The organism is Altererythrobacter epoxidivorans, from assembly GCF_001281485.1.
Lineage (GTDB): Bacteria > Pseudomonadota > Alphaproteobacteria > Sphingomonadales > Sphingomonadaceae > Erythrobacter > Erythrobacter epoxidivorans.
Genome location: NZ_CP012669.1, coordinates 1,424,648 through 1,442,890, shown reverse-complemented (window position 1 = coordinate 1,442,890; position 18,243 = coordinate 1,424,648). Strand labels below are relative to the sequence as shown.

Annotated in this window: 19 protein-coding genes; 8 read left to right on the top strand and 11 right to left on the bottom strand. The window is 60.7% G+C overall.

Annotation, left to right across the window (positions count from 1 at the left end; all coding sequences use genetic code 11):
* Positions 1 to 848: 848 nt before the first annotated feature.
* On the bottom strand, positions 849 to 2,084 hold the full coding sequence (locus tag AMC99_RS07250; protein WP_061924770.1) for an argininosuccinate synthase: 1,236 nt from the start codon (positions 2,082 to 2,084) through the stop codon (positions 849 to 851).
* Between the two features lie 134 nt (positions 2,085 to 2,218).
* Here AMC99_RS07250 and AMC99_RS07245 point away from each other — a divergent pair, with 134 nt between their 5' ends.
* Positions 2,219 to 2,605, top strand: coding sequence for a DUF2147 domain-containing protein (locus tag AMC99_RS07245; RefSeq protein WP_061924767.1), 387 nt, complete (start codon positions 2,219 to 2,221; stop codon positions 2,603 to 2,605).
* Between the two features lie 218 nt (positions 2,606 to 2,823).
* Positions 2,824 to 3,261, top strand: coding sequence for a DUF1801 domain-containing protein (locus AMC99_RS07240; RefSeq protein WP_061927811.1), 438 nt, complete (start codon positions 2,824 to 2,826; stop codon positions 3,259 to 3,261).
* 3 nt (positions 3,262 to 3,264) lie between these two features.
* Here the strand turns inward: AMC99_RS07240 and AMC99_RS07235 are convergent, their stop codons facing one another.
* From AMC99_RS07235 to AMC99_RS07225, 3 genes are read right to left on the bottom strand one after another with little or no spacing between them, the layout of a single operon-like run.
* On the bottom strand, positions 3,265 to 4,005 hold the full coding sequence (locus tag AMC99_RS07235; protein ID WP_061924764.1) for a molybdopterin-dependent oxidoreductase: 741 nt from the start codon (positions 4,003 to 4,005) through the stop codon (positions 3,265 to 3,267).
* Positions 3,995 to 4,663 carry a cytochrome b/b6 domain-containing protein gene (locus AMC99_RS07230; RefSeq protein ID WP_061924761.1) on the bottom strand — a complete coding sequence of 223 codons (669 nt, stop codon included), beginning with the start codon at positions 4,661 to 4,663 and terminating at the stop codon, positions 3,995 to 3,997. The genes AMC99_RS07235 and AMC99_RS07230 overlap by 11 nt, the downstream gene beginning before the upstream one ends.
* Positions 4,660 to 5,430 carry an SDR family oxidoreductase gene (locus AMC99_RS07225; protein WP_061924758.1) on the bottom strand — a complete coding sequence of 257 codons (771 nt, stop codon included), beginning with the start codon at positions 5,428 to 5,430 and terminating at the stop codon, positions 4,660 to 4,662. The genes AMC99_RS07230 and AMC99_RS07225 overlap by 4 nt, the downstream gene beginning before the upstream one ends.
* 71 nt (positions 5,431 to 5,501) lie before the next feature.
* On the opposite strand from AMC99_RS07225, the gene AMC99_RS07220 reads away from it, so the two are divergent.
* A complete protein-coding gene (locus tag AMC99_RS07220; RefSeq protein ID WP_061924756.1) occupies positions 5,502 to 6,344 on the top strand; it encodes a PhzF family phenazine biosynthesis protein in 843 nt (280 codons plus the stop codon).
* A gap of 60 nt (positions 6,345 to 6,404) precedes the next feature.
* Here the strand turns inward: AMC99_RS07220 and AMC99_RS07215 are convergent, their stop codons facing one another.
* From AMC99_RS07215 to rlmN, 4 genes are all read right to left on the bottom strand, one after another.
* A complete protein-coding gene (locus tag AMC99_RS07215; protein WP_061924753.1) occupies positions 6,405 to 6,791 on the bottom strand; it encodes a glycine zipper 2TM domain-containing protein in 387 nt (128 codons plus the stop codon).
* Positions 6,792 to 6,926: 135 nt separating this feature from the next.
* The gene (locus AMC99_RS07210) at positions 6,927 to 7,571 is read right to left on the bottom strand and encodes an MOSC domain-containing protein (protein WP_061924750.1); all 645 of its coding nucleotides are present in this window, start codon (positions 7,569 to 7,571) and stop codon (positions 6,927 to 6,929) included.
* Entirely contained in the window at positions 7,568 to 8,164 is a 597-nt protein-coding gene (locus tag AMC99_RS07205) for a class I SAM-dependent methyltransferase (RefSeq protein WP_061924747.1), read from the bottom strand. Before AMC99_RS07205 ends, AMC99_RS07210 begins: the two co-directional genes overlap by 4 nt.
* Positions 8,161 to 9,408 (bottom strand): dual-specificity RNA methyltransferase RlmN, encoded by a 1,248-nt coding sequence (gene rlmN, locus AMC99_RS07200; protein WP_061924745.1) that lies wholly within the window; start codon positions 9,406 to 9,408, stop codon positions 8,161 to 8,163. Before rlmN ends, AMC99_RS07205 begins: the two co-directional genes overlap by 4 nt.
* A gap of 244 nt (positions 9,409 to 9,652) precedes the next feature.
* Here rlmN and AMC99_RS07195 point away from each other — a divergent pair, with 244 nt between their 5' ends.
* Positions 9,653 to 10,318, top strand: a complete 666-nt coding sequence (locus tag AMC99_RS07195; RefSeq protein ID WP_061924742.1) for an outer membrane protein — start codon at positions 9,653 to 9,655, stop codon at positions 10,316 to 10,318.
* Between the two features lie 61 nt (positions 10,319 to 10,379).
* Here the strand turns inward: AMC99_RS07195 and AMC99_RS07190 are convergent, their stop codons facing one another.
* The 3 genes from AMC99_RS07190 to AMC99_RS07180 are packed head-to-tail and all read right to left on the bottom strand — an operon-like array spanning position 10,380 to position 13,329.
* Positions 10,380 to 10,877 (bottom strand): hypothetical protein, encoded by a 498-nt coding sequence (locus AMC99_RS07190; RefSeq protein WP_232301346.1) that lies wholly within the window; start codon positions 10,875 to 10,877, stop codon positions 10,380 to 10,382.
* Positions 10,878 to 10,893: 16 nt separating this feature from the next.
* Entirely contained in the window at positions 10,894 to 11,337 is a 444-nt protein-coding gene (locus tag AMC99_RS07185) for a GreA/GreB family elongation factor (protein ID WP_420805561.1), read from the bottom strand.
* A 48-nt stretch (positions 11,338 to 11,385) separates the two neighbouring features.
* Positions 11,386 to 13,329 carry a lytic transglycosylase domain-containing protein gene (locus tag AMC99_RS07180; RefSeq protein WP_061924733.1) on the bottom strand — a complete coding sequence of 648 codons (1,944 nt, stop codon included), beginning with the start codon at positions 13,327 to 13,329 and terminating at the stop codon, positions 11,386 to 11,388.
* 100 nt (positions 13,330 to 13,429) lie between these two features.
* Between AMC99_RS07180 and dapA the strand changes: the two genes are divergently transcribed.
* The 4 genes from dapA to AMC99_RS07160 all read left to right on the top strand — a co-directional run bounded on the left by dapA (position 13,430) and on the right by AMC99_RS07160 (position 18,122).
* A complete protein-coding gene (dapA, locus tag AMC99_RS07175; protein ID WP_061924730.1) occupies positions 13,430 to 14,311 on the top strand; it encodes a 4-hydroxy-tetrahydrodipicolinate synthase in 882 nt (293 codons plus the stop codon).
* 164 nt (positions 14,312 to 14,475) lie between these two features.
* Positions 14,476 to 14,958, top strand: coding sequence for an SsrA-binding protein SmpB (gene smpB, locus AMC99_RS07170; RefSeq protein WP_061924727.1), 483 nt, complete (start codon positions 14,476 to 14,478; stop codon positions 14,956 to 14,958).
* Positions 14,959 to 15,075: 117 nt separating this feature from the next.
* Positions 15,076 to 15,663: a DUF2062 domain-containing protein gene (locus AMC99_RS07165; RefSeq protein ID WP_083440111.1), complete on the top strand. Its 588-nt coding sequence runs from the start codon at positions 15,076 to 15,078 to the stop codon at positions 15,661 to 15,663.
* Positions 15,660 to 18,122, top strand: a complete 2,463-nt coding sequence (locus AMC99_RS07160) for a response regulator (RefSeq protein ID WP_061924724.1) — start codon at positions 15,660 to 15,662, stop codon at positions 18,120 to 18,122. The genes AMC99_RS07165 and AMC99_RS07160 overlap by 4 nt, the downstream gene beginning before the upstream one ends.
* The last annotated feature ends 121 nt before the right edge of the window (positions 18,123 to 18,243 follow it).

Sequence of the window (18,243 nt, the reverse complement as noted above, 5' to 3'; positions counted from 1 at the left end):
ATCGGTCTGGTGGGCCGGTTTTCCTACCTTCCGGGCATCTGTCACAAGGTGGAAGAATCACCCGGCCTGGCTCTTTGAAAATTCGCCTCGACGCCCCAATCTTTGGCGCCAATTTGCAACGCCCAATAGCAAATGGGGCCGGCAACAAGTTGCCGACCCCACTCTCACCGACGCGTGGTCTTCTCTTCCGGTAAACCTTCCGAGGAGCGCTTGGCGTCCGATGTCTCACCACCGAACAAGTCGGCAGATTTTGTCACCGGCGCTCGCGCCGGCATCCGGTTCCGTCTTCCAGCGGTTTCATTCCTTCCGGACCGAGGCCCTTCCGCAATGCACCGGCCTTCCGGCGGTACCGAGACCAATCATCCTTTGATGATCCCTTTTCTCAAACGGACAGATCTCCAGCCGAAGCTTTCGACCTCTCCTTCGATCCAGGATCGAACGATCAGCCTTACCAGTGAGCAAGCAATCGCGTTCTTCTCAAACGACCGCACTTGCGTCTTGCCGAAGCCTTCTGCATGTCCGGTCTCAAAGACCGCGTGGACAGAACCCACTGCGTCGGTCGTTCGTAGAAACTCTCGTGAAATCAACTCGTTAGAGCCAGATCTCCGGTTGGGTTTCCGTCCCTTCCGATGTCTTGAGACTGCGCCGGAAGAGTGAGTCGCGCAAGTTTCACAACCCCGAGTTTTCCACTTTTCCTCAGAATCGCTGTGGACACGGGTGGATAACTCAACGGCTCATCGCAAAATGGATCACCTATCGGTCGATTCTGCGCCGCCGTAGCTTTTTCCAGCCCCGTAGGACCGAAACCGCCAATGCGATTCCGGTCGCCTGCCAGCCGGCAATTTCGCTTACTTGGTGCGGTCTCGCTGGGCGAGCAGGCGCAGGCGCAGTGCGTTAAGCTTGATGAAGCCCGCCGCGTCCTTCTGGTCGTAAGCGCCGGCATCGTCTTCGAAAGTCACATGAGCTTCCGAATAGAGCGAGTTGGGCGACCTGCGCCCGACAACCATCGCATTCCCCTTGTAGAGCTTGAGACGGACTGTGCCCGAAACCTTGTCCTGGCTCAGGTCGATTGCTGCCTGCAGCATCTCGCGTTCCGGGCTGAACCAGAAACCGTTGTAGATGAGCTCTGCATATTTCGGCATCAGCTCGTCCTTGAGGTGGGCGGCACCGCGATCGAGGGTGATCTGTTCGATGCCGCGATGCGCGCGGGCATAGATCTCGCCGCCGGGCGTTTCGTACATACCGCGGCTCTTCATGCCGACGAAGCGGTTTTCGACCAGGTCCAGGCGGCCGATGCCGTGCTTGCGGCCAAGGTCGTTGAGCGCAGCCAGCAGCGTGGCAGGCGACATAGCTTCGCCATTCAACGCGACGCCGTCGCCCTTTTCGAAGTCGATGGTAATATATTCAGGCGTATCGGGCGCGGTTTCCGGATGGTCGGTCCGCGAATAGACGTAGTCCGGCGTTTCTTCCCACGGATCTTCCAGCACCTTGCCCTCTGACGAGGTGTGAAGGAGGTTGGCGTCGGTCGAGAACGGGCTTTCGCCGCGCTTGTCCTTGGGCACGGCGATCTGGTGCGCCTCGGCCCAGGCGATCAGAGCGGTGCGGCTGGTGAGGTCCCATTCGCGCCACGGGGCAATCACCTTGATATCGGGATCGAGGGCGTAGGCGGACAGTTCGAAACGGACCTGGTCATTGCCCTTTCCCGTCGCACCGTGCGCGATGGCGTCGGCGCCGGTTTCATGGGCGATCTCGACCAGCCGCTTGGAGATGAGGGGGCGCGCGATGCTGGTGCCGAGCAAATAGTCGCCTTCGTAGCGGGCGTTTGCGCGCATCATCGGGAATACAAAGTCGCGCACGAATTCTTCGCGCAGGTCCTCGATGAAGATGTGCTTGTCCGGGATGCCCATGGCGCGAGCCTTGGCGCGTGCGGGTTCGATTTCCTCGCCCTGGCCGAGATCGGCGGTAAAGGTGACAACCTCCAGGCCGCGCTCCACCTCGAGCCATTTCGCGATCACGGAAGTGTCGAGTCCCCCGGAATAGGCGAGGACAACCCGTTTGATTTCAGCGCGCTTGGTATCCGACATTTGCAGGAGGCTCCTTTGAACGAGTGCGCCGCTAACAGTGTCGCGGCTGACGGGCAAATGTTTCTCTCGTAACCAGCCTCGACTCCTGATTAGCAAAGGCTAATGTAGCAACTCCTCAAATAGGGGAGAGGATAATGAGAAAACTCTATCATACAGTCGCAGGGGCGGTGCTGGCGGCAGCAATCGCGACACCTGCTCTCGCTCGAGATCCGAGCGGCACATACAAGCGTCCGAATGGCGATATCGTGAAGGTCTGGGTTGCCGACAAGCAGCTCTATTGCCGGATCACGGAAGGCAAGAAGCCCAATTTCGAAATGTGCCACGGCATGGCTCCGCAGGGCGAAGACTGGTTCGGCAAGAAGATGAAGCATCCGGGCATGCCGGGCTTCATGACCTTCAACGGCACCGTCACGAGCGATGCGAAGACGCTCAAGATCAAGGGATGCGCCATGGGTAAGGCCATGTGCGATTCCGAAACCTGGACGAAAATCGAACCGGGAGCGGCTGCACCCGCCAGCTAGCTTCGGAAATTCCCGAATGGCTTGTGCACAGGCGCACCCGCTCGCCCAAACAGCGAGCGGGCGTTGCTCATGGAGCGAATATCTCGTTCGGCAAATGGTTGGGCGACCTCGATGACACGCTCTTAAGGGCGCCTTTCCTGCGGTCTGGTCTCTATGTTCCCGTCATGGCAGACTGCGGATCGAGCAATTTTGCTCTCAATGCATCCGTGGGAACGACGATGAGCGAAGCCAAGACCACCGAGACTTCGATCGAACCGGCAGAATTTCTTGCCTCTGTCGAACCAGATCGCAAGCGCGAAGAAGCCATGGTGCTCGATCAACTGTTCCGCAAGGTCACCGGTGCCAGCCCGCGCATGTGGGGACCGTCGATCATCGGATATGGCAGTTACGAGACGACATATGCCAGCGGACGGCAGGTACGATGGATGCGTTCAGGTTTCAGCCCGCGAAAGGCCAAACATTCGCTCTACCTGATGGGTGGTTATTGCGACGAATTGGCAGGCAAGCGCCGCGACGAATTGCTGAAGAAGCTGGGCAAGCACTCGACCGGCAAGAGTTGCCTCTACATCAACAAGCTAGCGGATGTGGACATGGCTGTGCTTGAGCAAATGATCGCTTCCGACTGGGAAGCGATGCAGCGAAAATATCCCGAGTGAGAGCTAGACCCCGGCGTACCATTGGTAACCGGAGCGGTCCTCCCAATAACCTCCCTTGCCACCGCCTATGCCATCGAGGCTGGCGACGGCCTCGATCGCGGTCAGGTATTTGGGGTGCTTGTATCCTAGCTGCCGTTCGACCCGCATTCGCAGCGGCGCGCCGTTCTTTTCGGGAAGAGGCTCACCATTGAGCAAATGCGCGACGATGGTCTGCGGATGGTAGGCATCGACCATGTCGATGCTCTCGTAATAGTCGCCCCCGTTGTAGGTATCGGCGCAGCGAAAGATAATGAAGTTCGCCTCTTCCTTCACGCCTGCCGCGTCGAGCAGCAGCGAGAGTTGCGGCCCGGTCCATTCTCCGATCGCGCTCCACCCTTCGACGCAGTCGTGGCGGGTGACCTGCGTGCGCTGCGGAAGCTTGCGGATATTTTCCATGCTCAGCGATAGCGGCGTTTCGACCAGCCCGCGGACCTGCAGCCGCCAGTCTCCAAATCCGTTCGCCAGCTGCGCCCTGTAATCGTCCGTATCGACTGTCTGCGAACCATTGCCGCGGAAAGTCGGCGAAATCGCGCTGCGTGGATATTCCCTGGCCAGCGCCTGCTTGCCCGCTAGGGCGCGGTGCGCCCTGCGATGCCAGTCCTCAGCCTTGTCGAGGATTGCGCTGCCTGTGTCCGATTTACCGACTTTAGAGCAGCCCGCGGCAAGAAGACCGGCCATTCCGGCGATTATCGACCTACGACGCATCGCGGCCTCCCGTGATCATGTCGCGCAGCTGCTTCACCGGTCCCGAAAGGAGCACCAGCACGATGTGAACGATGAAAAAGCCGAAAATGGCCCATGCGGTCAGGAAGTGGATCGACCTTGCGCTTTGCCTTCCGCCAAACATGTCGACCAGCCACGGCGCGGCAGGTTCGAAGCCGGGACTGATCGCCATGCCGGTAAAGACCATCAGCGGCAGGAAGACGCCCAGGACCAGTCCGTAGGCGAGCTTTTGCAGGAAGTTGAACTTCGCCCCTTCGTGTTCGAAGTCCAGGCGAAGGTGCGCCTTGATATCGGCAAGCATTGCAGAAGGCCGCCATTCGGAACGGCTGGTTCTGAGATCGCGCCAGAAATGACCGTTCAGGAGCATCGCAACCCACATGAAGAGCAGCCCCAGCGCAAAGGGCCAGGCCATCAGGATATGCCAGTCGCGCGCGGCGGCGAGGTTGTAATAGCCGGGAATTGTCGCCCATCCGGGGAACCTGACCACCGATAACCAGGCGTCTGCAGGGTCGAAACCGTAGGCGCCCCAGTAGAGATAGCGGTGCGCGTTCGAGATATTGAGCCCGCTCATGAACAGGATCACCACGCAAATGAGGTTCAACCAGTGCCAGATGCGGGTGGAGAGTGCGTGCCGTTTCATGTCGTCGCCGGATCCATTTCGCGCGCGAGGTAGATGACGTCGCGATCCTGGTGCAGCAGGTGCTGGCCGCTGTCGACGAAGAGGGTTTCGCCACTCCTCAGCGCGCCTGAGGTGAGCAGGAGCGCGGCCTTGGCCACTTCGTTCGCTTCCGTCTTGCGATGAAGCGGGTTCAACCTGTGCGAGACCTCGATTTCTTCGGGCGTCTGGTCATGGCTCGGCAGGATGGCGCCGGGTGCAAGCCCGTAGACTCTGTCATCGGCATCCTTTGCAGCCATAGCGAGCATGGCGATCGTCGCGTCGAGCGCATGCTTGCTCATCGTGTAGCTGAAGAAATCGGGGTTGGGATTGGCCAGCTTCTGGTCGGTAACCTGTATGACGCAGCGACCCGCTTCGCTTTTCGCATGGGCCAGGAATCTCTGCGCCATGCGCGCCGGCGTCAGCGCGTTGACCTGCATCGCTTCGCGGTAGATGCCCGTTTCCAGCGCCCGCACATCGTCGTAGTGGAACACCGATGCGGAATTCACGAGGACGCGCCAGTCGTCCAGACGATCTGCCAAATCGTCGATCATTGCGATCGCGCTTTCGTCGTCAGAAAGGTCGCACTGGACCGTCTCCGCCGAAGGCAGGGTGGCGGCAAGCGCCTCTGCCTCGTCATCGGAACCGAGATAGTGGATCACGACGTGCCAGCCTTCGGCTGCAAAGGCCCTGACGATTGCAGCGCCGATCCGCGCCGCACCACCCGTGACTAAAATTGCAGGCTTGATCATAAAATCTATTGAGCAGTTTTCGCACCCCTTGCCTAGGCTGGCAGGATGAAAGTGCTCGACTGGAGAAGACCATGAAACTCGACCTGGTGGACGTATTCGGTTCGGGACCGCTCAGTGGCAACCCTCTGGGCGTGGTGCATGGCGGCGAAGGCCTGAGCGATGAACAGATGCTTCGCCTGACACAGTGGCTCGGTTTTTCGGAGACGACATTCCTGCTGGATCCGTCGGACGAGCGCGCCGACTATCGTGTACGCATCTTCTATCCGGGGGGGGAATTGCCTTTTGCAGGGCACCCGACCCTGGGTAGCGCCCGTGCATGGCTGGCGGCTGGCGGCATACCCGGGTCTGATGGCGTTATCATCCAGGAATGCGGTGTCGGACTGGTAGAGGTAAGGAGCGAGGACGACCGGCTGGCATTCAAGGCGCCAGCCTTCACGAAATACGGCCCCATGACATCGGAAGAACGCGATTTCGCGATCTCGATGACGGGGGCAGATCCCGATACGGTCGAGGAAGCAGTGCATGTCGCCAATGGGCCGGGCTGGCAATTGCTACGGCTCAAATCGGCGAGCGATGTTCTCGCCGCCTCACCTTCTTTCACGGCACCGCTGGGTACCGATATCGGGTTGGCCGGTCCGGCAGGCGAGGGGGGCGAGGTCGACTGGGAAATCCGCGCGTTCTTCTCCGACACACTCGGGCGTTTTCGCGAAGACCCCGTGACGGGAAGTTTCAACGCAGGCGTCGCCAAACACCTGTTCGCCCATGGCCTGGCGACCGGCAGCTATAAGGCTGCCCAAGGGCGAAAGACCGGTGCCGACGGAGCGATCCATTGTGCCATCGACGAAGATGGCGAGACATGGATTGGCGGAACGGCGGACATCGTCAGCTCACAGGGACTGCTTGCTGTCGATTGAGCGAAAAAAGGGCGCGCTCGCCGAAACGAACGCGCCCCTTTCGCCTGGAAGCTTCACAAATCAGCGGCAGCTGAGGCTGCCCCGGTCGATCTCGCGACCGAGTACTGCGCCCACGGCACCGCCGAGAATAGCGCCGAGCGTCTTGTCGCCGCGACCTGCAAGCTCGTGTCCGGCAAGGGCGCCGACGCCAGCACCGATCACAAGACCGGTCGTGCCGTTGTCGCGCTTGCAGTAATAGCGACCGTCGTCACCACGCCACATACGACTGCTGCGGGTGATACGGCGCGGCTCGTAATAGCGACCGCGGCTGTCATAGAGGTCGCGGTCCTTGGCACGCTTGCCATGGGCAGGGGCCCAAGGGGGCGGGTCGGCGGCAGCAGGGGATGCGGTGCCGAGGCCGGTAATGGCCATCGTGGTGGCCGCAAAAGCGAGTGCGATCTTCTTCATTATCTCGTCCTTTCCGTTTCCTTTGACGGATTAACGGCGACCTTCGTTCAGCGATCCACAACGCCAGATGAACGCTGGCGGTAAACGGCTTTTTTGCGATGAAGCGACGCCCCGAAAGCGACGAGCGGTCGTTATCTAGAGCGTGATGCGCTTGCCGATGTCGAGGACGAGCCGTTCGGACACGCGGTCAAGCGCGGCTAATTCGCGAAGCTCGCTTTCGGGTGCCCGGCTGCTCCCGTAAACTGCCAGAAATGCTCTTGCGACAGGCCAGCGAGGGTTCCCTTCCTCGACTTTTTGCAGGGCATCTCCTGCCGAGGCCGTCCCGGGTTCCAAGACCCGATAGAACCATCCGCTCCGCGCGCTCGCCACGATCGCCTTGACGATACCCTTGGTGTCGAGGTGACTTTCGATGGTCGAGCAGGGTTGGCGCGGCTGGCTCACCTCGATCAGAGCGGTGCCGAGGCGGAACCGGTCGCCAATGTGCACATCGTGTTCCGATAGCCCCTCTGTCGAGATGTTCTCGCCCATGCTTCCTGGCCCCGCGAGACGGGGTAGGGGGCCGAAGTGCTCGAGCAGCCATGCGCGATTTTCGGCGGGATAATGATGCAGCGCCATCGGCGGATAGCCGTGATGGACGCGATTGACCTGCTCGTCAGCCTCAATGCCGCGCAGACCGATGGATACCTGTCCTTCAAGAGGGGCCTTCGCAATCCCGCTCACCTTGCCAGAAGGTACGGCGCGACCGCTGCCGGCGCAGATCGCATTGACGATACAGTTCATCTGGTGCCTTTTTTGAGTGTCAGTGCGATCCAGTCACGCTGGGTCCCATCGGCTGCCTGGCCCGGGTAAACCTCGCAATCCACGATCTCGAGGCCCGCTTCCACGTAGCGTGCGGTAATCCAGTCACGATCGGGGAAGTTGTGCAATCGACCCAGCAGGTCACGGCCTTCGCCATCGCCGAGCTTGTAATTCGCAAAATGCCAGCCACCCGCTGTCAAGGCGCGATATATGGCTGACAGGATCGGCGGCAGTTCCTTGCGTGAGGCATGCAAAAGGCAGGCGTGCGCCCAAACCGCGTCATATTCGCCATTCGCCGCAAGCTCATCGAAGCGCATCTGGCGTGCGCCCACCTTGAAGCGTTCATTGGCCTTGCGCACCATGGCGGCGACACCGTCAGTAGCATCGAGGTCGAAGCCGCGCTCGACGATCCGCGCTGAATCCCGTCCGCTACCGCAGCCGAGTTCGAGGATGCGTGCACCGGCAGAAAGGCGATCGAGAAACGTGTCGAGATGACGGCTGGGCGATTGCCCGAAGCTCATCGTGTAATGTGGCGCTCGCTCTTCATAAAAAGCGATGGTCGCCGGATCGCTCATTCGGCGGATGCCGCGGCTTCGGACGCTTCGCGATCACGCTGTGCGCGGCTCTTCTTTTCCGCCGAAGTCTTCAACTGGCCGCAGGCAGCGTCGATGTCACGACCGCGAGGGGTGCGGACAGGCGCGCTGATGCCGCCTTCGAAAACGATGTTCGAAAAGCTCCTGATCCGGTCAGGCGTCGAACATTCGTAATTCGCACCGGGCCAGGGGTTGAAAGGGATGAGGTTGACCTTCGCCGGCAGCTTGTACTGCTTCAGCAAGCGCACGAGCTCATGCGCGTGCTCGTCCGTATCGTTCTTGTCCTTGAGCATCACATATTCGAAAGTGATGCGCCGGGCATTGGATGCGCCGGGATAATCAGCGCATGCCTGCAGCAGTTCTTCGATGCCGTACTTCTTGTTGATCGGGACGATCTCGTCGCGGATCTCTTTGGTAACGGCATGGAGCGACACGGCAAGGTTCACGCCGATTTCCTGCCCGCACCGATCCATCATTGGCACGACACCGCTGGTCGAAAGGGTGATGCGCCGTTTCGAAAGCGCGAGCCCTTCGCCGTCCATAACAAGCTGGAGTGCGCCCTTGACGTTGTCGAAATTGTAAAGCGGTTCGCCCATGCCCATCATGACGATATTGGTCAGCAGGCGTCCGTCGGCTGTGTAGTGACCTGCATCCTCCGCATCGTCGAGACCCGCCATGCTGCCCTTGGGCCATTCGCCCAGCGCATCGCGCGCCAGCATGACCTGGCCGACGATCTCTCCCGGCGTCAGGTTGCGGACGAGCTTCATCGTGCCGGTGTGGCAGAACCGGCAATTGAGCGTGCACCCGACCTGGCTCGATACGCAGAGGGTGCCGCGATCTGCATCGGGAATGAAAACCATCTCGAACTCGTGCCCGTCGGCCGTGCGCAGCAGCCATTTGCGCGTGCCGTCGCTCGAATGCTGTGCTTCCACGATTTCCGGGCGGCCGATCACGAAACGTTCGGTCATCCACGGTCGCATGGTCTTCGACAGTTCCGTCATCGCTTCGAAGTCGGTGACCCCGCGATGGTAGATCCAGTGGAAGACCTGCTTTGCGCGGAGCTTCGCCTGCCGAGCATCCAGGCCAGCCTCTGCGAAGATGTCACGGATCTGGGACTTGGGCAGGCCGAGCAAGTCGATGCGTCCATCGGCGCGCGGAGTAATGTCGCGTGCAACCGGTACCGGATCGATCTGTCCGGGAATGCTCATGAGTTCGGTGTCTGCCATGGGAGCCGCGCATATAGTGCTCAATCCGCTGCAAGCCAAGGCTTGTGCGCAGGCGCGCGTAACTCTGGAAACGGGAACAGGTTCCTAACGGTTCGGCGCTAAAATCTCACGGAATATCGCCGCGTAAGTGTCTAAATTACCACAGTTTGTTGTTGTGTGAGGTTAATGAAACCAGCTGCGATTTGCTCCGTTTTCATGGTCCACGGCGGGAACAATGCCGCCGCGCAAAACAATGGAGTACACAATGAAAAAGTTCGCAGCCCTTCTAGTCGCAGGCTCGACCATCGCCCTCGCAACCCCCGCAATGGCGCAGTCCGCAGACGAAAACTTCGTCGGCCCCCGTGTCGAAGCGCTCGTCGGTTACGATATCGTCCAGGCCGGCAGCAGCGTCGATGACGACGGTGCCGACAATAACGACCAGTCGATGGACGGCGTGAATTATGGCATCGGCCTCGGTTACGACTTCAATATTGGCGGTGCAGTCGTCGGCCTCGAGGGTGAATGGACCGATTCCACCGCCAAGACCGAGTTCGATGACGGTGATTTCGAAGGCTTCGGTTTCGGCCGCGTCGATGCCGGTCGTGACCTCTATCTCGGTGCGCGTGTCGGTACGCCGATCGCACCCGACGTTCTGCTCTATGCCAAGGGCGGTTACACCAATGCCAAGCTCAACGTCCTCGCCAGCGATGGCACGACCGAACTGAAGCAGGACTTCGACCTTGACGGCTGGCGCGCGGGCGCAGGCGTCGAATATGCCATGAACCCGAACACCTTCCTGAAGCTCGAATACCGCTATTCGAACTACCAGAAGGGCGAAGTCGACTTTGACGGCGACCTTCCGGACAGCGACCGTTTCGACGTCGATCTCGACCGTCACCAGGTGATGGCCGGTGTCGGTATGCGCTTCTAAGCGCTACAAGCTGAAAACAGTAGAAGGCCGGGGGCGCTTTGGCGCTCCCGGTTTTTTCATATCAGCGCTCGGCGCAGCCGAGCGTAGCCGCGTCGATCGCGGTGGCGGCGCCCTTGAGCACGTACTGGTCGAAAAACCGGTTGCCGCGCGTATCTGTCGAAGTCACGGCCATGCTGGTCGCAGATCGCATCGCTGCCACGATTGACGCGTCCATCGCCTTATCCTTGCCCCATGCATCGCCCCCGCCACCGTTCAGCGCAAAACGCTTGCCCCCGACGTTCAGGGTGATCGAGGCGTTCCTGGCCATCTTGCGGGACAGCCTCAGGTGAAGCTGGTTGCGGATCTTGCGCTTCGGCCAGGTTCCGACCGATGCAAAGGCATCATACTCGATCCGTTCGATATCCTTCTTGCGGATGGGCGGCTGCGGCTTGGCTATGGCGTAGCAGCGCGGAACGTTCTGGTCGCGGAACGATCCCCATTCGGAAAATACGCCAAGGCTGTCTTTCGCCGAAAGCGCTGCAGGCGATACAAACCCCGCAAGGCAGGCAGCGAAGGCCAATAGGAGGGAAAACCGGTTAGTCATAGCTGATCGCGATGACTTCCCACTCCCTCGTGCCGGAGGGAAGCCTGACATTGCGCAAATCCCCGACGGATGCTCCTCGAAGCGCGCGTGCCATTGGCGAGCTCCACCCGATCAGCCCCTTGCCGGCATCCTGTTCGTCGTCACCGACAATGGTCACGCATTTGCGGACATCATCCTCATCGGCGAGATCGACCCGCGCGCCGAAGAATACCTTGGAACGATCGATCTGGTCAGCCGGATCGATCACGCGCAAGACCTTCATCCTGCGGGACAGGTGAGCCAGTTCGCGGTCGATCTCGCGCATGCGCTTGCGTCCGTAAAGGTAGTCGCCATTCTCGCTGCGGTCGCCGTTTCCGGCTGCCCAGCTGACGATCTCGACGATTTCCGGACGTTCCTTGCCAAGCAGGTGATCATACCGCGCCTTCAGCGCATTCATGCCCGCAGGCGTGATCGGGTCGCCGCCCGCTTTCACCGCAGTTCCGCCTTAGCGGAGGAAGTCGGAAATCGTACGCGGTCTGCCGCCCGGTGCACGATGGGGGTGCATATTGTCATAGGCGACAGCATTACCCAGCACACGCATGATGTAATAGCGGGTTTCGAAATTCGCCGGGATCTTCTCGATCCAGGTGACATAATCGATCGCACCGGTGCGTGGATCGCCATTCAGGCGAAGCCACTGGTTAACGCGGCCAGGACCGGCATTGTAGGCGCCGATCGCAAGCGGATAGGCTCCGCCGTAATAATCGAGCAGCCTGCGGAAATAGCCATCGCCCAACCGGATATTGTACTGGGGATCGTCGGTAAGATCGGCAGACATGTAATTCATGCCCATCTTGCCTGCCTGTTCGCGCGCGGTTCCCGGCATAAGCTGCATCATGCCGCGTGCGCCGGCGTGGCTGACGCGGTTCTGGTCGAACTCGCTTTCCTGACGCATGATCGCATGCGCCATCGTCCAGTCGGTTCCGTAGGGCACGTTCACGGTCGGATGGGCCAGCCGTTCGAAACCGAACAGGCCGTGTTCCGGCGCGGTGGCTCCGGCAACGACGGCGAATTCTTCCAGCTTCAGCTCTGCAGCAAGATCGGCGACCAGCGCCATTTCTTCAGGCGTGTCGGCATTCTCCGAAATCGCCTCGAAGAAGGCGCGTTCCGTCTTCCAGCTGCGACGGCTGGAGGAAATTGCGCGCAGGGCGGCGACCAATGGGTCCGAATTGAAGCTCGATCTGAGCTCGGAAGAGGGCACAGCCGAAACCTGATCGCTGAACTGCGGCATCGGGCGCCCGAGCGATGCGATTGCGAGTTGGCCATAATACTGGTCGGCATATTTCGCCGCCAGTTCCCAATACCGCGTCGCTTCGTTTCTATCGCCTGCGTTCGACGCGGCACGGCCAGCCCAGAACAGGCCCTTGGACCGGGTCAGGGGCGTTTTTGCCGCCATGCCATAACGGTAGAAAAGCGGGGCAGCCTTCGCGCCGTCGCCAAGGGTCCAAAGAGCCTTCGTGCCACCGAGCCACATGAGGTCGGTGTACTTGTCGCGCAAGCGATAGCTACCATCGCTGATGTCGGTACCCGGCGCGAACAGGTCGTCGACCGAACTGGCAATCGCGACAGCCTGGCTGCTGCCAGCGCCCTTGGCCACCGCCAGCATTTCCGCGACGAAGTCCTCTGCATCATGTGCCGGGGTCGCAAATTTCGGCCGCGTTGCCAGCGTTGTTACTGCCGCCGGCAGATTGCCGGTGGAACGGTGATACTGGACCTTGTTGAAGACGTATCCAGGATCGCTCATCGCTTCTGCAGGGACCATCACACCGGCGCTTTCGGGCGCGGTCTTCTGGACGAGAGCGAGGCGCGCCATGAAAAGAGCGCGGTTTGCAGCGGGAACGTTGACGATCTGGCGCGCGGCCGCTTCCTTGTCGCCATGCCACAACAGGGCATCCATGCGAGCGATGTGATCGTCAGCCGTGAAGCGGGCACCGTAAAGGCCCATCAGATAGGCTTCGGCAGAACTGCTCATGCTGCCATCGCGCCATGCCTTGCGCGCAATCTCGAACGCTTCGGGACGCTGGACGGCTGCCAGAGCGAGGGCGTAGCGGGCCCGGCCCGAATTAGTCTGCGGCGGGTTGCGATCGAAATATTGCACCAGTTCGCGCGAAGAAGGAGCTTCGTTTTCGAGCGTGTTTTCAGCGCGCGTTCGCAGCAGGCCTTCTTTCGGAAAACCCGGGTTCTTCAGGAGGAAATCGGCATAGTCGCTGAAGCCCAGCTTGTCGCTCGCAACCAGATATTCCCACTGCGAAACCGCACGGCCCGCGGCGCTGGGCTGGTAGGTGACCTTCATCGTGTTATCTTCGGCGTGTACCGGCGACGTCAGCGCCAGCGCGCTGGCTCCTGAGAGGGCGAGGAAAAGAAGAGATTTTCGAACCATGCTGGACATTCTGGGGGTGCGCTCCTTATCAGGCGCTGAATAAACGAAAGATCCCACTGCGTCGTTCCTTTTTTCATGCGCTTATGGGATTTTGTGAGGGTAAACGGCAATGTTCAGCGGCTCGATTCCGGCTCTTGTGACTCCTTTTCGCGACGGAGCGTTCGACGAGAAGGCTTTTCGTCGTCTCGTCGACTGGCAAATCGAGAACGGAAGCAGCGCGCTCGTGCCCTGCGGAACCACCGGTGAAGCGTCGACGCTCTCCAATGCAGAACATCACCGGGTCATCGAAGTGTGCATCGAACAGGCGGCAGGCCGGGTGCCAGTGATCGCCGGTTGCGGCAGCAATGACACGCGAAATGCCCTGCTTCACATGAACTTTTCCAAGAAGGCTGGCGCTGCGGCTGGCCTTTGCGTTGCGCCCTATTACAACCGGCCCAGCCAGGCTGGCCTGATTGCGCACTTCAGCTTTCTGGCCGAGAACAGCGACCTGCCGATCGTCCTATACAATGTCCCGGCACGCACGGTTACCGACCTGCTGGACGAAACAGTGGTCGAACTGGTCAGCAAATATCCCGATCGGATCGTCGCCATCAAGGATGCGAGTGGTGACCTCTCGCGCGTTGCCGACCACCGCATGGGCCTCGATCACGACTTCTGCCAGCTTTCGGGCAATGACGAACTGTGGTTGCCGCATTCTGCAGCAGGCGGTTCGGGCTGTATTTCGGTGACTGCGAACGTGGCACCGGCGCTATGTGCCGAATTCCACCGCGCGATCGCTTCGAACGATCTGGTCAAGGCGCGTGAGATCAACGACCGGCTGTTCCCGCTTCATTATGCAATGTTTTCCGATGCAAGCCCCGCGCCGGTCAAATATGCCCTGACACGCGTGCATGACTGGCTGGAGTGCGATGTCCGCCTGCCGCTGGTCAATGCGAGCGAGGCCAGCCGCAAGGCTGTTGACGAGGCGCTGGAGCACGCGGGACTAGTCTAGCCCCGCGTGCCCGTACGTCCGGTGTTCTCAATCGGGCGGATTGTGCTTCATCACGAACTTCATCGCCGCATCGAGCATCTGGTGCCGCGTACTGCTGCGTTGCAACCCTTGACGACGCGACAGGGTTTGCTTTCGAAAGAGGAATCCCTAAATGCCGGGCCACCATGGCAAGGCCCAAACCAGAAACTTTCGACAAGCAGAAGATCGTCGCCGAGAACCGGCGGGCGAGGTTTGACTATGCCATCGACGAAAAGTTCGAGGCCGGGCTCGCCCTGCATGGCACCGAGGTGAAGGCCTTGCGCGCTGGCGAAGCGACCATTGCGGACAGCTATGCCGAGGTTCGCGATGGCGAGGTCTGGCTCATCAATGCGAACATCCCTGAATATTCGCATGGCAACCGCCTCAATCACGAGCCGAAACGCCCTCGCAAGCTGCTCTTGAGCTCGCGCGAGATCAACAAGCTGTTCGGCGCCGTCGAGCGCAAGGGCATGACCCTGATCCCGCTGTCGATCTATTTCAACCGGACTGGCCGGGCGAAGGTGGAACTGGCACTGGCAAAGGGCAAGCAGGCACATGACAAGCGCCAGTCGATCAAGGAACGCGACTGGAAGCGCGACAAGGCGCGCCTGATGCGCGACCGGGGCTGATTTACCGCTTGGCGAATGCAGGCGGCATACCCATGTCGAAAACGACAACCGCTTCGCCGAATATACTGATTGGGCACTTGCTTAAGCGGTAGAGGCGGAGCAAGGCGACCCCGGACGATGAGCGAATTCGGATCGAAAACCTGGCTGGCAGATAAATTGCGGCGCTACATGCCCTCGAGAGAGGAAATGGCGAGCAACCGATACCTTGCGCCCATCGCCCACAGGTTCCTGTCGCCCGAGTTGTGGCGGTTCACCCGGCGCTCTGTTCCTCGCGGTGTCGCTCTGGGGCTCTTTGCTGCCTTCATAGTTCCCTTGGGCCAGATATTCCTGGCTGCATTTCTTGCTCTCCCGGCGCGGGCCAACGTCCCCCTTTCGGCAGCTGTTACTTTCGTAACGAACCCGCTGACCTTCCCGTTCTGGGCGGTCGTCGCGAAGGAAACCGGAGAACTGGTGCTCAATATCGATGCTGTCGTTGGCCCCGGTGCAGCCGGCCAGTTCGCAGATGACCGCGGGCCGCTGGCGCAATTCTTCGAACTCGCCGGGGTTACCGCCTTTGGCTTCGTCGTTCTGGCAATCGTGTCGGCAGCAGTCGGATACCTCCTCTCCAGCTTCATCTGGCGCTTTATGGTCGCCCGTCGCCGGGCAAAACGGCTCAAGCTGATGGAAGCCCGGCTCGACAGTCGTCTGGGGGCGAAAGAAGGATGAAGGAATTGCTCGCAAAGGCCGGCAATTCGAACAACCGGATGCTGATTGGCGGCTTGGGGCTGGCATTCATGCTGAGCGCCGCCGTGCTGTTCGCCGTCACTTCCTCGGTCGTGGTCGCTCTCGCCTTCGTGCTCGGCCTTGTCGTCCTGCTCGCAGGCTTCGCGATGGTCGAGATGATGCGACGCAACCCGAGTGAAGAGGTGACTTCCGCGCCGGACTGGTCGGTCACTGTCGCAGCCATCGAGCGCGAAGGCGAAGCGATAGCGATCACGGATCGCGCAAACCGGCTGGTCTGTGCGAATGGCACATTTGTCGAGTGGTTCGGTTCGCAAAGTGCACCGCCGAACCTTCCTGCCAAGCCCGGCGAACTCGAGGCACTCGTGAGGCTAGCGCGCGAGGCGTGGCGTGATGGTGTGTCGCAGGCGTCCGCGCTCGGTGAGAGTGAAGACTTCGAAGCGCGCTGGCAGGTCCATGCAGAGCGCGCCGGTCGCGGCGAGGATCATCTCGTCTGGCGGTTCGCGCCATGCGCAGGCCAAGTCAAAGACGAATCGATCGATATCGACGTGACAGGCGAACTTGGCCGGATGCTCTCGCGTTCCGGCATCGAAGCGGTCATCACTACGCCTCAGGGCGTTATCAAGAGCGTAAGCACCGGCTTCGCCGAACGTGCCGCGGGCGATCCCAATGCGACACTGGCTGGGCAGGATTTCGTGGGATTCCTGCGATCCGACGAGCGCGATCGCATATATTTCTCGCGCGAAGGGCGGGGCGGTACGCCCCAGACCCTGATACATGTTCCGCTGGATGCGGTCGAGAAACGCAGCGGTTCTGCGCCCGACAAGGGGCAATCGTTGATGCTGCTCGTCGATAGCGGCGTCGGGATCGGCAGCGGATGGGACGGTCCATCGCAAGCCGGTGTCGCCCAGCTCGAAGCCTTGCTCGGACAGCTTCCGCTCGGCCTTGCCATGACGGATCGCGATGGCCGTTTCCTGTTCGGGAACGATGCCTTCCTGCGCTCTGTCGAAAGGGAAGATCGCGGCCTGCCGGCTTTCCCGACCGACCTGGTCGTTCGCGAAGACAAGGGGCCACTTTCTGATGCCGTGCGTCGCCATGGGCGTGGGCCCGCGACCAGCGGTGATGTGGCGATCAGGCTCGTTTCCAACCCGGACGAGCCGGTGTCGATGGGCCTCGCCGGTGTGCGCGGACTGGGCGAAGCGGCGGTACTGCTAAGCCTCACGGATTCGTCCGAGGAAACGCAGCTGAAGCGGCAAGTCGCCCAGGCGACCAAGATGCAGGCGGTCGGCCAGCTTGCTGGCGGCGTCGCGCATGACTTCAACAATGTGCTGACTGCAATTATCGGCACATGCGATCTCATGCTGCTGCGCCATACACCGGGCGACAGCGATTACGACGACATCCAGCAAATTCGCGCAAATTCAAACCGTGCGGCGGCGCTTACCAGGCAATTGCTGGCATTCTCGCGCCAGCAGACCTTGCGCCCCGAGATACTCCAGCTGCCGGACGTGGTCAGCGAAGTCAGCCCGCTCATCACTCGCCTGATTGGCAACAAGATCGACTATTACGTCCAGCATGATCGCGACCTTGGGCCGGTGCGCGCCGACCCACAGCAGCTTGAGCAGGTCATCATGAACCTGGCCGTCAATGCGCGCGATGCGATCCAGTCGCATGGTGTGAAGGCGGGGCGGATATCCCTCCTGACGCGGCGTGTTACCTCCACCCAGGTCCAGCAGATGGGCTCGGAAATCCTTCCGGCGGCCGACTATGCTGTCCTGATCGTGCAGGACAACGGCGGGGGCATCCCTGCCGAAGCCTTGCCCAAGCTGTTCGAGCCGTTCTTCACGACGAAAGAGCAAGGGAAGGGCACCGGCCTTGGCCTTTCGACCGTCTATGGCATCGTGAAGCAATCGGGCGGTTTCATCTTTGCAGACAATGTGAAGAACGCCGAAGGGTACCCGACCGGTGCCCGCTTCACGATCTACCTGCCCGTGCACAAGGGCGAAGTTCCGAGCCGCGCCGCTCAAGCACCGACAAAGCCCGAACCGTCCAGCGAATGGTCGGGCGGGGGCAGCATCCTCCTTGTCGAAGACGAGGACATGGTGCGTGCCGTGGCGGAACGCGCACTGACCCGTGCCGGCTATACCGTGACATCCTGCGCCGACGGGGAAGAGGGCCTGACCGCGGTGGAACAGGGCGGAGCGTTCGACTTGGTCGTCAGCGATGTCGTGATGCCCGGCCTCGATGGCCCCGCGATGGCCCGCGAGATCCGCAAGCTGAAGCCGCAGCTGCCCGTCCTGTTCATGTCCGGCTATGCGGAAGAACAGCTGCGCAAGGACATCGATATTCCGAACATGCACTTCATGCCTAAGCCATTCAGCGTCCAGCAGATCGGCGACAGGGTAGCAGCTATCATGCGCCAGGCAGGAACGAAGAAGGGCTGATTTTCCAGCCCGGCAAAAAAATTTCGTTCCCCACTTGTTCTATGAGAACAAATGGAATACATCGCAATCCTACAGCGGGGCGGTCGATAACCCGGTCGCACCCCTAGGCAAGCGAAGGAGG

Bases quoted from the DNA above. Each gene is read 5' to 3' on its own strand.
- AMC99_RS07160 (WP_061924724.1), top strand. From the start codon at position 15,660: ATGAAGGAATTGCTCGCAAAGGCCGGCAATTCGAACAACCGGATGCTG.
- AMC99_RS07220 (WP_061924756.1), top strand. From the start codon at position 5,502: ATGAAACTCGACCTGGTGGACGTATTCGGTTCGGGACCGCTCAGTGGC.
- AMC99_RS07230 (WP_061924761.1), bottom strand. From the start codon at position 4,663: ATGAAACGGCACGCACTCTCCACCCGCATCTGGCACTGGTTGAACCTC.
- AMC99_RS07210 (WP_061924750.1), bottom strand. From the start codon at position 7,571: ATGAACTGTATCGTCAATGCGATCTGCGCCGGCAGCGGTCGCGCCGTA.
- AMC99_RS07235 (WP_061924764.1), bottom strand. From the start codon at position 4,005: ATGCGTCGTAGGTCGATAATCGCCGGAATGGCCGGTCTTCTTGCCGCG.
- AMC99_RS07195 (WP_061924742.1), top strand. From the start codon at position 9,653: ATGAAAAAGTTCGCAGCCCTTCTAGTCGCAGGCTCGACCATCGCCCTC.
- AMC99_RS07165 (WP_083440111.1), top strand. From the start codon at position 15,076: ATGAGCGAATTCGGATCGAAAACCTGGCTGGCAGATAAATTGCGGCGC.
- smpB (WP_061924727.1), top strand. From the start codon at position 14,476: ATGGCAAGGCCCAAACCAGAAACTTTCGACAAGCAGAAGATCGTCGCC.
- AMC99_RS07225 (WP_061924758.1), bottom strand. From the start codon at position 5,430: ATGATCAAGCCTGCAATTTTAGTCACGGGTGGTGCGGCGCGGATCGGC.
- AMC99_RS07185 (WP_420805561.1), bottom strand. From the start codon at position 11,337: ATGAATGCGCTGAAGGCGCGGTATGATCACCTGCTTGGCAAGGAACGT.
- AMC99_RS07205 (WP_061924747.1), bottom strand. From the start codon at position 8,164: ATGAGCGATCCGGCGACCATCGCTTTTTATGAAGAGCGAGCGCCACAT.
- dapA (WP_061924730.1), top strand. From the start codon at position 13,430: ATGTTCAGCGGCTCGATTCCGGCTCTTGTGACTCCTTTTCGCGACGGA.
- AMC99_RS07240 (WP_061927811.1), top strand. From the start codon at position 2,824: ATGAGCGAAGCCAAGACCACCGAGACTTCGATCGAACCGGCAGAATTT.
- AMC99_RS07180 (WP_061924733.1), bottom strand. From the start codon at position 13,329: ATGTCCAGCATGGTTCGAAAATCTCTTCTTTTCCTCGCCCTCTCAGGA.
- rlmN (WP_061924745.1), bottom strand. From the start codon at position 9,408: ATGGCAGACACCGAACTCATGAGCATTCCCGGACAGATCGATCCGGTA.
- AMC99_RS07215 (WP_061924753.1), bottom strand. From the start codon at position 6,791: ATGAAGAAGATCGCACTCGCTTTTGCGGCCACCACGATGGCCATTACC.
- AMC99_RS07250 (WP_061924770.1), bottom strand. From the start codon at position 2,084: ATGTCGGATACCAAGCGCGCTGAAATCAAACGGGTTGTCCTCGCCTAT.
- AMC99_RS07245 (WP_061924767.1), top strand. From the start codon at position 2,219: ATGAGAAAACTCTATCATACAGTCGCAGGGGCGGTGCTGGCGGCAGCA.